11 protein-coding genes, 1 pseudogene and 1 riboswitch are annotated in these 13277 nt (G+C 71.5%); of the genes and pseudogenes, 5 read left to right on the top strand and 7 right to left on the bottom strand.

The features are described 5' to 3' along the window. From GT030_RS24415 to GT030_RS24400, 4 genes and pseudogenes are all read left to right on the top strand, one after another. Window positions 1-254 (top strand): annotated as a pseudogene (locus tag GT030_RS24415) (hypothetical protein); the annotation flags it as partial. Further along, on the top strand, window positions 247-1554 hold the full coding sequence (locus GT030_RS24410; protein WP_161202939.1) for an MFS transporter: 1308 nt from the start codon (window positions 247-249) through the stop codon (window positions 1552-1554). The pseudogene GT030_RS24415 and the gene GT030_RS24410, both read left to right, overlap by 8 nt. Next, window positions 1551-2771: an ATP-grasp domain-containing protein gene (locus tag GT030_RS24405; RefSeq protein WP_161202938.1), complete on the top strand. Its 1221-nt coding sequence runs from the start codon at window positions 1551-1553 to the stop codon at window positions 2769-2771. The genes GT030_RS24410 and GT030_RS24405 overlap by 4 nt, the downstream gene beginning before the upstream one ends. After that, complete coding sequence (locus tag GT030_RS24400; protein ID WP_161202937.1) at window positions 2768-4117, top strand: circularly permuted type 2 ATP-grasp protein; 1350 nt, start codon at window positions 2768-2770, stop codon at window positions 4115-4117. Before GT030_RS24405 ends, GT030_RS24400 begins: the two co-directional genes overlap by 4 nt. Here GT030_RS24400 and GT030_RS24395 read toward each other — a convergent pair. Next, window positions 4110-4979, bottom strand: coding sequence for a protein phosphatase 2C domain-containing protein (locus tag GT030_RS24395; RefSeq protein WP_161202936.1), 870 nt, complete (start codon window positions 4977-4979; stop codon window positions 4110-4112). The two genes, GT030_RS24400 and GT030_RS24395, sit on opposite strands and share 8 nt — an antisense overlap. A gap of 438 nt (window positions 4980-5417) precedes the next feature. Here GT030_RS24395 and GT030_RS24390 point away from each other — a divergent pair, with 438 nt between their 5' ends. Continuing rightward, the gene (locus tag GT030_RS24390; RefSeq protein WP_161202935.1) at window positions 5418-6437 is read left to right on the top strand and encodes an LLM class flavin-dependent oxidoreductase; all 1020 of its coding nucleotides are present in this window, start codon (window positions 5418-5420) and stop codon (window positions 6435-6437) included. Between the two features lie 20 nt (window positions 6438-6457). On the opposite strand, the gene GT030_RS24385 is transcribed toward GT030_RS24390, so the two are convergent. From GT030_RS24385 to gcvT, 6 genes are all read right to left on the bottom strand, one after another. Continuing rightward, window positions 6458-7612, bottom strand: a complete 1155-nt coding sequence (locus tag GT030_RS24385; RefSeq protein WP_161202934.1) for an NAD-dependent formate dehydrogenase — start codon at window positions 7610-7612, stop codon at window positions 6458-6460. A 115-nt stretch (window positions 7613-7727) separates the two neighbouring features. Next, on the bottom strand, window positions 7728-8351 hold the full coding sequence (locus GT030_RS24380) for a flavin reductase family protein (protein ID WP_161202933.1): 624 nt from the start codon (window positions 8349-8351) through the stop codon (window positions 7728-7730). A 26-nt stretch (window positions 8352-8377) separates the two neighbouring features. Next, window positions 8378-9745: an L-serine ammonia-lyase gene (locus GT030_RS24375; RefSeq protein WP_161202932.1), complete on the bottom strand. Its 1368-nt coding sequence runs from the start codon at window positions 9743-9745 to the stop codon at window positions 8378-8380. A gap of 103 nt (window positions 9746-9848) precedes the next feature. Further along, window positions 9849-11117: a serine hydroxymethyltransferase gene (gene glyA / locus GT030_RS24370; protein ID WP_161202931.1), complete on the bottom strand. Its 1269-nt coding sequence runs from the start codon at window positions 11115-11117 to the stop codon at window positions 9849-9851. 15 nt (window positions 11118-11132) lie between these two features. Then, window positions 11133-11510, bottom strand: a complete 378-nt coding sequence (gene gcvH / locus GT030_RS24365) for a glycine cleavage system protein GcvH (protein ID WP_161202930.1) — start codon at window positions 11508-11510, stop codon at window positions 11133-11135. A 119-nt stretch (window positions 11511-11629) separates the two neighbouring features. Further along, window positions 11630-12757, bottom strand: coding sequence for a glycine cleavage system aminomethyltransferase GcvT (gcvT, locus tag GT030_RS24360; protein WP_161202929.1), 1128 nt, complete (start codon window positions 12755-12757; stop codon window positions 11630-11632). Window positions 12758-12906: 149 nt separating this feature from the next. After that, a riboswitch (glycine riboswitch) is annotated at window positions 12907-12995 on the bottom strand. Window positions 12996-13277 lie beyond the last annotated feature (282 nt).

Below are 13277 nucleotides of genomic sequence, written 5' to 3'. Positions count from 1 at the left end.
AGCTGGCGGAGTTCGCCGCCGGACGCGCCCTCGGCTACCCGCTGATCGGCGACACGGACCTCGCCCTCGGCCGCGCCCTCGGCGTACCCGAGGTGCGTGCCGAGGGCCGCGTCCTCTTCGAGCGCGCCGGAGTCGTCCTGGACCGCACCGGCGCCGTCCGCGCCCTGATCCACCCCGTGCCCGACCCCGAGCACCACGCCGACCTGGTCCTCTCGGAACTGGCCCGGCTCACCGGTGAGGGCGAGCATGACTGACGTACCGTCAGGGAGCGGGTCAGGCCGGATACGAGCCCTGCTGCCGGAGCGGGGAGCGCCGCGCGCACTCGCCCTGTCCACCCTGGTGGGCCAGACCGGCAGCGGACTCCTTCTCCCGGTCAGCGCGCTGTTCTTCACCCGGTCCGTCGGCCTCTCGGCCGCCCAGGTCGGCGTCGGCCTCGCGGTCGCCGGACTGACCGGGCTGACGGCGGCCGTCCCGGCGGGCCGGATCGCCGACCGCTTCGGCGCGCGCGGCACCTATGCCGCAGCGCTGGCCGGACAGGCCCTCGCCACCGCCTCGTTCGCCCTGGTGCACTCCCTGTGGGCGTTCATCACCGTCACCTGTGTGGCCACCGTCGCCGAACGCGGGGGCGCCGCCGCGCGCGGTGCCGTCATCAGCAGCGTCGGCGTCGGAGAGGCGCGGGTGCGGCTGCGCGCCCTGCTGAAGTCGGTCACCAACGCGGGCCTGAGCATCGGTACCGCCCTCGCCGCGTTCGCCCTCGCGGCCGACACCCGCGCCGCCTACCTGGCCGTCGTCCTGCTCAACGCCTGCGCCTACGTGCTGGCCGCGCTGCCCCTGCGCAAGGTGCCCCCGGTCCGTCCGGCGCCCACGGGCCCCTCGGCGCCCGCCCGCCGTACCGTGCTGCGCGACCGTCCGTACGCCCTGGTCACCCTGGTCTGTGGCCTTACCAGCATCCACTACGACGTGCTCTCCCTCGCCCTGCCGCTGTGGATCGCCGATCACACCAGGGCCCCGGAGTGGACCATCTCGGCCGTGGTGCTGGCCAACACGGTGCTGGTCGTCCTGCTCCAGGTGCCGTTCTCCCGGGGCACGGGAAGCGTGGACACCGCCGCGCGTGTGGTGCGCCGCTCCGGCTGGGTGCTGCTCGTGGGCTGGGCCGCCATCGCCTGCGCGGTCTTCGCCTCCGCGCAGCTCGCCGCGCTGGGCCTGCTGCTCGTCGGCATGACCCTGCACACCGCGGGCGAACTGTGGCAGTCCGCCGGCAGCTACGGCCTCAGCTACGAACTCGCACCCGACGGTTCGCACGGCGAGTACCAGGGCTTCTTCTCCCTCGGCCGGGGTGTCACCGGTGTCGTAGCCCCGCTGGCGCTGACCACGCTCTGCCTCGCCCCCGGCCCCGACTGGCGTCCGGTGGGCGGCTGGCTGCTGCTGGGCGTCCTCGTCGCCCTGGTCGCCTCCGCCGCCCCGTACACCGCGCGCAGGGCCCGGCCCGTGCCCCTCAATCCCGTCGTCCCACGGGTCACCAAGGACCCGGCGCTCACCCAGGACTCCGTATGACCGAGACCGCCCCCCGCACCGTCCTCGTACTGGGCGGCGGCACCCGGCTGCCCAAGGCCCTGCGTGCCCACGGCTGCCATGTCGTCTACGGCGGCACGCTCGCCGAGTTCGGCCCCGGGCACCGTGATGCCTGCGACGAGGCGCTGCTGCTGTCCGACGACGACGGCGACGTGTGGCTCGACCGCGTCCTGGCCCTGCACAAGGCGGTGCCCTTCGACCGGGTCGTCACCGTCCGCGAACGCTTCCTGACCACTGCGGCCCGCATCCGTGACGCACTCGGCCTGGCGGGCAACCCGCTGCGGACCGTGCTGCTGCTCAAGGACAAGGCGTTGATGCGCGAGGTCCTCGACGGCACGCCCGGCTCGCCCGCCGTACGGGCCGCGCTGATGCGGGCGCCCGACGACCTGGCCGACTTCACCGCGCGTGCCGGGCTGCCCGTCGTGCTCAAGCCCCGCGACGGCTCGGGCAGCCAGGGCATCCGAGTCCTGCGCTCCGCCGCCGACGTGGAGCGGGCCGCACGGCTGGTCGCGGAGACGCCGGACGCGCTGCTCGCCGAGGAGTTCCTGGACGGCCCCGAGTACAGCGTGGAGTCGTTCTCGCGCGGCGGGGTGCACCAGGTGCTGGCGGTCACCGAGAAGTTCACCGGTGACAACGCCGTCGAGATCGGCCATGTCGTACCCGCCCGCATCGACTCCGCCCGCCACGCGGCCCTGGTGGCCGCCACCCGCGCCTTTCTCGACGCGGTCGGCCTGACCGAGGGCCCCGCCCACACCGAGATCATCGTCACCCCCGCCGGCCCCCGCGTCGTCGAGTCCCACGACCGCCCCGGCGGCGACGGCATCATCGACCTCGTTCGGGAGGTCACGGGCGCGGACGTACGCGACCTGCTGGCGGCGCACACGGCCGGAGTACAGCCGCCCCCACAGGTCCCCACCGCAGACGCGGCCGCGACCTGGTTCCTGACCGCACCCCCCGGCCTGGTCACGGAGGTGACCGGCTGGCAGGCGGCCGCGACGAGTCCGGGCGTGTTGCAGACCGACCCCGAAACCGCCCCCGGCGACACGGTCCCCACTCTGAGCAGCTCCGAGGACCGCTGCGGCTCCCTGACAGCCCTGGGTGCCACCGCGGACGAGGCCCTGGAACGAGCCCGGGCGGCCATCGCCAAGGTCCACATCACCACGCAGCCGGTACCTGGCGAGGAGACGCCCGCACCATGACCACCGCCCCGCCCACCACCCTGACCACTCGCTACCTGGCCGGACCCGGGCGACGCCCGCTCGCCCTCCGGGAGTCCGACCGGCTGGACCTCGTGCGCCGGGCTCTGGAGGACCGTTTTCTCAGCCGGCCCGTCTTTCTCACGGAGGGGGAGGCCGGACGACTGGAGCGGGATCTCAACGGGGTGACCGATCTGCTCTTCGGCCTGCCGGAGCGGCTCTTCGACGGGGACCCGTACGCCTTCGCGGCCGCGGTCGGGCTGCGGCCCGAGCAGGCGCGTCTCGCCCTGCGGCCGCCGGTGGCCGCGCCGGGCCGGATCGGCCGTGCCGATCTGTACCGGGACCAGGTCGGTTTCCGGCTTCTTGAGTTCAACATCAGCAGCGCCCTGGGGGGCCTGCAGATCACGGAGTTGAACCGGCTCGCGCTGGCCGACCCGGAGCTGGCCGCGTTCGTCGCGGCGGAGGGACTCGGCTTCCCCGACACGGTCGCCATGCTCGCCGGGCAGATGCGGGAGGCGGCGGGCCGGGCGGGGGAGACGTGCCGGGTCGCCCTGATGGACTGCCCCTCCGGCTACCGTGCCACCGAGCCCGAGATCACCGCTCTGGCCGGGCTGCTCGCCCCCCACGGTGTCGAGGCGTTCGGCTGCCACACCGGCCAGGCGCGCGAGTCCGGCGGCCGCCTGGTGGTCGACGGCCGTCAAGTCGACCTGGTGTACCGCTACTTCACCCTGGGTGAGCTCACCGCCGACACGGCCGCCCTGGGCGAAGCCGAGGCCCTGCTCGACCTCTTCGCCCGCTGCGACGTCCCCGTACTTTCCCCGCTGCGCACCTCCATGCACGGTAACAAGCGTGCACTGGCCCTCCTCTGGGAGGACCGTTGCCAGGACACCCTGGATGCGGGTGAGCGGGACCTCGTAGGCCGCCTGCTCCCCTGGACCCACGAACTGCGTCCCGGCACGGCCCGCGTGGCGGGCGAACCGACCGATCTCCTCGCGTACTGCCGCCACCACCGCGACCGCCTGGTGATCAAGCCCGCGCACGGCCTCGGCGGCTCCGGCACCGTACTGGGCCGCAGCGTCGGCGACGCCCAGTGGGCGGCGAGCCTCCAACGCGCCCTGGCCACCCCGCACATCGTGCAGGAGCTGGTCACCCCGCTGCCGGAACCCTTCCCGGGGGAGGGGTGCGCGGACGAGCCATGGGTGCTCAACTGGGGAGCCTTCCTCATCGGCCGCAGCTACGCGGGCGCGTTCCTGCGCGGCCTGCCCGCCGGCCGCGCCGATGTCATCTCGTACGCGGCCGGCGCCCACGCGGGCTGCGCCTTCCAGCAGCGGACGGGCGCCCCTAGCTGAACAGGTACACCGCGACGGCCGCCGCCACCACGACGGCGGCCAGCACGAACACGGCGCGGCCCGTCCGCCCCCGGCGCTCGGGAGCCTCCTCCTCCTTGAGGGGGGCGCGCGAGATGACCGGCGCGTCGGCAGGGGCGTCGTCGTGGACGACGTCCGCGACGACGACGGACACGTTGTCGTTGCCGCCCGCGCCGAGGGCCAGCTGGATCAGGCGGTCGGCGGCCTCGTCCCGGCTGGGCAGGCCGAGCGCCTCGGCCAGTTCCGACTCGGCCACGAGATCGCTCAGCCCGTCCGAACACAGCAGGAACCGGTCGCCGGGCAGGGTCTCCAGACGGAACAGGGCCGGGCTCAGCGGCTCCCCGCCGACCAGCGCCTTCGTCACCATGGACCGCTGCGGATGCGCGAGAGCCTCGGCGGGGGTGATCCGGCCGTCATCCAGCAGGGTCTGCACCAGGGAGTCGTCACGCGTCAGCAGTACCAGCTCACCGGCGCGCATCAGATACGTGCGCGAGTCCCCGACGTTGGCCACGACGAACTGATCGCTGTCGGCCTCCATCAGGACCGCCGTGATGGTGGTTCCCATCCCGTTCAGCTGCGGCGCGTCCCGCACGGCCTGCGCGATGGCCAGGTTCCCGGCGAGTATCGCCTCGCGCAACGCTTCCATGGGCTCCGCCCGCGTCCGCTCCCGCCCCAGCTCGGCCATGTGGGAGATGACGACAGAACTGGCCACCTCGCCCCCGGCATGCCCGCCCATCCCGTCCGCCACCACCAGCAGATGCGGCGCCGCGTACACGGAGTCCTCATTGACTTCCCGGACAAGGCCCTTGTCGCTGCGGACGGTGAACTGGAGGGTCAGAGACATGTGTTCTCCTGGCTGGCGGACCCGAGCCGACGACGACGTCTTCCATCGCGGCGGGACGGAAGGGAGGGGGAGAAGAGTGAAGAGGGGGGCGTCCGGGCACACCACACCAGACTCGATCGAGTCTCTTCGCCCCAGCTGAGGAAGTCAAGTTCGTGCAAGAGGTGCGGAGTTGGGTGTCAGTTCGCCGGGTCCGGCGCCATCTTCCCCGCTTCTGTGAGGGGGCACGCCGTGACGGGTGGGACCGGCGGCTCGCCCGCACGGACCGTCGCGAAGAGGTCGGGCGCCACGTCCCTGACCTGGAGGACTTCGATCCTCTGTAGCTGTCCGGTACGACTGCGGGCAGCGGGCACCTCCGGGCTCCGGCTCTGATTGCGCGCCGGTCCCGCCTGTGAAACGTTCGCAGGGAGGCATTCCGCTCCCGATGATTGTGGCGCCGACATGACTACTCAGCGCGTTCCGCTGTCGATCCTCGACCTCGTACCCGTGGCCTCGGGCACGGACACGAGCACCGCGCTCGACCAGTCCGTCGAGCTGGTGCGGCTCGCGGACGCGCTCGGCTACAACCGGTACTGGTACGCCGAGCACCACAACGTGGTCACCTTCGCCTCCTCCGCGACCTCCCTGCTCATCGGCCGCGCCGCCGAGCACAGCGAGCGCATCCGGCTGGGCTCGGGCGGCGTGATGCTGCCCAACCACAGCCCGCTGATGGTCGCGGAGTACTACGGCACCCTCGCCGAGATGTACGGCCACCGCATCGACCTGGGCCTCGGCCGCGCACCGGGCACCGACCCGACGACGGCCGCCGCGCTGCGCCGGGGCGGCGCCGCCACCGACACGTTCGTCCAGGACGTCGTCGACCTGCACCGCTACCTCAGCTCCCGCGACGGCGAGGGACCCCAGGTGAGGGCGGTGCCGGGCCAGGGCACCGAGGTCCCGCTGTGGATGCTGGGCTCCAGCCTCGACGGCGCGGCCGTCGCCGCCTACCTCGGGCTGCCGTACGCCTTCGCCTCGCACTTCGCCCCGCAGATGCGGCACGAGGCGCTGGCGCTGTACCGCTCGCGCTTCTCGACGGAGTTCCCCACCGCCGAGATCCCGCAGCCGTACGCCATGGTCGGCGTCAACGTCCTCGTCGCCCCCACCGACGAGGAGGCGCACTACCTGTTCACCACCGCCCAGCAGATGGCCGCCGGCATCTACACCGGCGGGCGCGGCCCGCTGCGGCCCCCGGTCAGGGACCTCGGGACCGTGATCGCCCCCGAGGTCGCCCGGTTCGTGGACGACTTCCAGCAGGTACGCGCGGTGGGCTCACCGGAGACGGTCGTCACCGAGCTGGAGGCGCTGGTCGCGGACCTGGAGGCCGACGAACTCATCATCACGACCTACACCCACGACCCCGCGCACCGCGCCCGCTCGTTCTCGCTGCTGGCCGAAGCGTGGGGGCTGGACAGCGGCGGCTGAGCGCGCGGTAACCCTTACTTTCAATTCCTGCGACCGGGCTCCGACCCGGCGAGATTTCCCGTGTCGACGACGAGATACTCCTCGCAGATGGGCCGCCCTTCGAAATAGCACTGGAGGATGTCGAGCGTTCCGGCGGCATAGCGGGCCTGCGCGGAAAGCGTCGTCCCGGAAATGTGGGGCGTCATGCCGTTGAACGGCATGGTGCGCCAGGGATGGTTGACCGGCGCCGGCTGCGGATACCAGACGTCTCCCGCGTATCCCGCGATGTGGCCGGAATGCAGAGCCTCCGCGACCGCATCCCGGTCGACCAGCTGGGCCCGCCCGCAATTGATGACGTACGTGCCGCGTTTCATCATGCCGAGGGTCTCCGCGTTCAGCATGTTCTTCGTGGACGGATACAGCGGCAATTGCAGGCTCAGAATATCGATGTCGGTGATCATCGACTCCAGATCCGGATGAAAGGTGAGGCCCAGTTCCTTCTCGGTCTCCGGATCGAGCTGATGCCGCTGGTGATAGTGCAGCTCCAGTCCGAAGGGCCTGAGCCGCCGCAGGACGGCCAGCCCGATGCCGCCCGCCCCGACCGCCCCGTACTTCATGCCCTCGATGTCGTAGCCGCGCTCCACGCAGTCCGCGATGTTCCAGACGCCGTTGGTGGAGATGCCGTGCGAGGGAAGGTAGTTGCGCACCTGGGCCAGGATCATCATCACCGTGTGCTCGGCCACGCTGACGCTGTTGGAGCCGGTGACCTCGGCGACGGTGACCCCCGCCTGCGCCGCCGCGTCCAGGTCGACATGGTCCGAGCCGATCCCCGCGGTGAGCGCCAGCTTCAGCTTGGACGCCTTCGCCAGGCGCTCCTTCGTGAGATACGCCGGCCAGAACGGCTGCGAGATGACGACCTCGGCCTCGGGGAGATACTTGTCGAACTCGGTCTGCTCCCCGTCCTTGTCGCTGGTGACGATGAACTGGTGGCCGTTCTTCTCCAGATAGCCCCGCAGCCCGAGTTCACCCGATACGCACCCGACCAGTTCGCCCGCTTTGAATCCGAGGGGGCCCTTGGGTGCGGGGGCAGGACGACCGTTGACATTCCAGCCAACGTCCGGGATTTCGTCCCGTGCGTATTTCGGCGGATATCCTGCCTGTGGGTCGGGATAGAGGACGCACAGAACGGTCGACATCAGCAGCCCCTTCACAAAAGGTGAGCAATCGGGTGCTGTTTCGAGCCTACCCCCGTCACCGCCGCTGCGGCGCGACGAGCAATACCTCGCCGATGTGAGCGCTGTCCAGGGAAACTCAGCTCCGCTCGCCCTGCTGCCAGTCGCGCCAGCGGATGCGGGGCTTGTCCAGCACCTCGCCGAGCGTGCCCCACTCGTCGCGGCCCAGCCGGGAGAGCGGGCGCAGCCGCTCGATGTCCGGGAGCCCGTCCTCGGCGAGCGCCTCCTCGCTGACCACCGCATGGACCACCCGGCCGAACACCACCGTGGAGTCGCCCAGTGTCAGCAGGCTGTGCAGCTCGCACTCCAGCGCCGCCGGGGAGGCCGCGACCCGAGGCGGCTTCACCCGCAGTGAGGGCTCGGGCTCCAGCCCCACCGCCCCGAACTCGCTGACGTCGGACGGGAAGTCCGTCCCGGTGTCGTTGATCTCCTTGAACAGCCCCTCCGGCGCCAGGTTGACCACGAACTGCCCGGTCTCCTCCACGTTCCGCAGCGAGTCCTTGCGCGTCACCGAGGTGAACTGCACGATCGGCGGCTGCACACAGGAGACCGAGAAGAACGAGTGCGGCGCGAGGTTGGGCCGCTCCGGGTGGTCCCTGGGGACCGTGGAGACCCATGCGATCGGCCGCGGCACCACCACCGAGGTGAGGAGCCGGTAGAAGGCGTGCGGGGCCATGGCCGAGGGATCGAAGTCGGTACGCATGATCCCCAGTATTCAGCGGGCCGGGCCTAACACTCGATGATGTTCACCGCGAGCCCGCCCCGCGCCGTCTCCTTGTACTTGACGTTCATGTCCGCGCCCGTCTCCTTCATGGTCTTGATGACCTTGTCGAGGGAGACCTTGTGGGAGCCGTCGCCCCGCATGGCCATCCTGGCGGCGGTGACCGCCTTCACCGAGGCCATGCCGTTGCGCTCGATGCACGGGATCTGGACGAGGCCGCCGACGGGGTCGCAGGTCAGGCCCAGGTTGTGCTCCATGCCGATCTCGGCCGCGTTCTCCACCTGCTCGGGGGAGCCGCCGAGCACCTCGGCGAGGGCGCCCGCCGCCATGGAGCAGGCGGAGCCCACCTCGCCCTGGCAGCCGACCTCGGCGCCGGAGATGGAGGCGTTCTCCTTGAAGAGCATGCCGATCGCGCCGGCCGCCAGCAGGAAGCGGACCACGCCCTCCTCGTCCGCGCCGGGCACGAAGTCCATGTAGTAGTGCAGCACCGCCGGGATGATGCCGGCCGCGCCATTGGTGGGCGCGGTGACCACCCGGCCGCCCGCGGCGTTCTCCTCGTTCACCGCCATCGCGTAGAGGGTGATCCACTCCATGGCGTGCGCGAGCGCGTTGCCCTCGGCACGGAGCTGGCGGGCGGAGACGGCGGCGCGGCGGCGCACCTTCAGGCCGCCCGGCAGGATGCCCTCGCGGGACATGCCGCGGGCCACGCACTCGCGCATCACCCGCCAGATCTCCAGCAGGCCCGCGCGGATCTCCTCCTCGGTGCGCCACGCCCGCTCGTTCTCCAGCATCAGCGCGGAGATCGACAGCCCGGTCTCCCTGGTGAGCCGCAGCAGCTCGTCACCGGTGCGGAACGGGTACTTCAGCACCGTGTCGTCCAGCTTGATCCGGTCCGCGCCGACCGCCTCCTCGTCGACGACGAAGCCGCCGCCGACCGAGTAGTACGTCTTGGTCAGCAGCTCCTCGCCCGCGGCGTCGTACGCCCACAGCGTCATGCCGTTGGCGTGGTACGGGAGGGTCTCGCGGCGGTGCAGGACCAGGTCGTCGTCGTAGGAGAAGGCGATCTCGTGCTCGCCGAGCAGGCTGAGCCGGCCCGCCTCGCGGATCGCCCCGACCCGGCCGTCGGCGCCCTCCACGTCCACCGTGCGCGGGGAGGCGCCCTCCAGACCCAGCAGCACCGCCTTGGGGGTGCCGTGGCCGTGGCCGGTGGCGCCGAGCGAGCCGTACAGCTCGCAGCGGACGGCGGCGACGGCGTCCAGCAGGCCCTCGTTGCGGAGGCGGCGGGCGAACATGCGCGCCGCGCGCATCGGACCGACCGTGTGGGAGCTGGACGGGCCGATGCCGATCGAGAACAGGTCGAAGACCGAGACGGCCACGGTGACTCCTCAATACGAACAGATACAAAACGTGATGCGGACACAGCACGGGTGCCCCGCCCACCGGCAGTGGGCGGGGCACCCGGGTAACACATACGGGGTACTACTCGCCCAGCGCCGGATACAGCGGGTGCTTGTCCGCGAGCACCCGCACCCGAGCGGCGAGCGCCTCGGCGTCGTACGACGGCTTCAGCGTCTCCGCGATCACGTCCGCGACCTCGGCGAAGTCCTCGGCGGTGAAGCCGCGGGTGGCGAGGGCGGGCGTGCCGATCCGCAGGCCGGAGGTGACCATCGGCGGGCGCGGGTCGTTCGGGACCGCGTTGCGGTTGACCGTGATGCCGACCTCGTGGAGCCGGTCCTCGGCCTGCTGCCCGTCCAGCTCCGACTCACGCAGGTCCACCAGGATCAGGTGCACGTCCGTGCCGCCGGAGAGCACGTTGACCCCGGCCTCGCGGGCGTCCGGCGCGGTCAGCCGCTCGGCCAGGATGCGGGCACCCTCCACCGTACGCCGCTGGCGCTCCGCGAAGTCCGCCGAGGCCGCGACCTTGAAGGAGACCGCCTTGGCGGCGATCACGTGCTCCAGCGGGCCGCCCTGGAAACCGGGGAAGACCGAGGAGTTCAGCTTCTTGGCGAAGTCCTTCTTGGCCAGGATGATGCCGCCGCGCGGACCGCCGAGCGTCTTGTGCGTGGTGGAGGTCACCACGTCCGCGTGCTCCACCGGGTTCGGGTGCAGCCCCGCCGCGACCAGACCGGCGAAGTGCGCCATGTCCACCCACAGGTAGGCGCCGGCCTCGTCCGCGATCCGCCGGAACTCGGCGAAGTCGAGCTGCCGGGGGTACGCCGACCAGCCCGCGATGATCACCTTGGGGCGGTGCTCCTTGGCCAGCCGCTCGACCTCGGCCATGTCGACCAGGCCGGTCTCGCCGTCCACGTGGTACGCGACCACGTTGAACTGCTTGCCGGAGAAGTTCAGCCGCATCCCGTGGGTGAGGTGGCCGCCGTGCGCCAGGTCGAGCCCGAGGATGGTGTCGCCGGGCTGGGCCAGCGCGAACAGCGCCGCCTGGTTGGCGGAGGCGCCCGAGTGCGGCTGGACGTTGGCGTACTCGGCGCCGAACAGCTCCTTCACCCGGTCGATGGCGATCTGCTCGGCCACGTCGACGTGCTCGCAGCCGCCGTAGTAGCGGCGGCCCGGATAGCCCTCGGCGTACTTGTTGGTCAGGACCGACCCCTGCGCCTCCATCACCGCGAGCGGTGCGAAGTTCTCGGAGGCGATCATCTCCAGGGTCGACTGCTGGCGGCGCAGCTCGGCGTCGACCGCGGCGGCGATCTCCGGGTCCAGCTCGTGCAGGGGCGTGTTCAGGACGTCAGTCATACGGCTTCCGGCTCCTCAGCCTGCGATGTAGGCGGTGTACTCGTCGGCGGTCAGCAGGTCGGCGGGCTGCTCCGCGACGCGCACCTTGAACAGCCAGCCGCCCGCGAAGGGCTCGGAGTTCACCAGCGACGGGTCGTCCACGACGTCCTGGTTGATCTCGGTGATCTCACCGGAGACGGGGGAGTACAGCTCGGAGACCGACTTGGTGGACTCCAGCTCGCCGCAGGACTCGCCCGCGGTGACCTCGGCGCCGACCTCGGGAAGCTGCACGAAGACCACATCGCCGAGCGCGTTGGCCGCGTGCTCGGTGATGCCGACCGTCGACGCACCGCCCTCGGCGGCCGACAGCCACTCGTGCTCCTTGCTGTAGCTCAACTGCTGCGGGTTGCTCATGACCTGAATTCTCCTGTACGCGAGGACGTGCTCGTCCGGGGAAGAGGGCTCGAACCGATGAAGAGCGGGTGAATGTGCGCAGGGTCACGCCGGGGACCGGCCGGACCCGGTGCCAGTGTCTACTTGGCGCGCTTGTAGAAGGGCAGCGCCACGACCTCGTACGGCTCGTGGCTGCCCCGGATGTCCACGCCCACACCGGTGCTGCCGGGGGCGGCGTGCGCGGCGTCGACGTAGGCGATGGCCAGCGGCTTGCCGAGGGTGGGGGAGGGGGCACCGGAGGTGACCTCGCCGATCACCTTGCCGTCCGCGACGACGGCGTATCCGGCGCGCGGCACCCGGCGGCCCTCGGCGATCAGGCCGACCAGCACGCGCGGCGGCCGGGCCTCGGCACGCTCGGCGGCCTTCGTGAGCGCCTCGCGGCCGACGAAGTCGCCCTCCTTGCCGAACTTCACCACACGGCCGAGACCGGCGTCGAACGGGGTCAGCCCGGTGGTCAGCTCGTGCCCGTACAGCGGCATGCCCGCCTCCAGGCGCAGGGTGTCCCGGCAGGACAGCCCGCACGGCACCAGACCGGCGGCGGAGCCGGCCTCCAGCAGCGCCTCCCAGAGCCGGACGGCGTGCTCGGGCTTCACGAACAGCTCGAAGCCGTCCTCGCCGGTGTAGCCGGTACGGGCGATCAGCGCGGGGACGCCCGCGACCGTGCCGGGCAGCCCGGCGTAGTACTTCAGGCCGTCGAGGTCGGCGTCGGTGACGGCCTTGAGGATGCCGGGGGACTCCGGGCCCTGGACGGCGAGCAGCGCGTAGGCGTCGCGGTCGTCGCGGACCTCGGCGTCGAAGCCGGCCGCGCGCTCGGTCAGCGCGTCCAGCACGACCTGGGCGTTGGAGGCGTTGGCCACGACCATGTACTCGTGCTCGGCCAGCCGGTAGACGATCAGGTCGTCCAGGATGCCGCCGTCGGCGCGGCAGATCATGGTGTAGCGGGCACGGCCCACGCCGACCGACGCGAGGTCGCCGACCAGGGCGTAGTTCAGCAGGGCGGCGGCGCCGGGGCCGGTCACCGTGATCTCACCCATGTGCGAGAGGTCGAACAGCCCGGCCCGGGTACGCACCGCCTGGTGCTCGTCGCGCTCGGAGCCGTAGCGCAGGGGCATGTCCCAGCCGGCGAAGTCGGTCATCGTCGCACCGAGCGAGCGGTGCACGGCGTCGAGCGCGGTATGGCGCGGGGCGTTGGGGTCTGTGCTACTCATCGGTCGTCTCCCAGGGCAACGGGGGATGGGGCGAGGAACGTTCCTCCCCATCTGTCATCGGAACCTGAGAGGTTCGCCATGACCCGCACGGTCACTGGCTTGCACCTTGGGTGGAGCCACTGCGACAGCGGCCCGCTTTTCAGATGTGCCTCGCCCGCGCGGTAACGGTGCCTGAGAGATTCAAGGGAGGGACTTGCTCCTTCGGCGCCCCGGATGGGGACTCTCCCGCGCGGATTCAAACGGCCGGTATGCAGTTGGCGGGCACATCATCGCACGGCGGCGCCCGGCCCTGAAGGGGCCACCGGCTGTGACATGCCTGTGGCCGTTCCGGGACCCGCGCGGCGACCCCGCGCATTACCTTCTCTTTACATGAGTTGGGCAGGGGATGACCTGAGCCCACTGGGGGAGGGACGACCACGGTGAACAGAACCACGGTGTACGCCACGACCACCGGCCTGCCGGTGCGGCAGCGGCCCTGCGCGGGCGCCCGGCACCCGGCGGATCGCCCCGCGCCGGCCGT

Origin of the sequence: Streptomyces sp. SID1328 (assembly GCF_009865595.1) — a bacterium.
Taxonomy (GTDB): domain Bacteria; phylum Actinomycetota; class Actinomycetes; order Streptomycetales; family Streptomycetaceae; genus Streptomyces; species Streptomyces griseoluteus.
The sequence above is the reverse complement of the archived record's forward strand: the minus strand, read 5'-3'. Positions and strand labels throughout refer to the sequence as shown.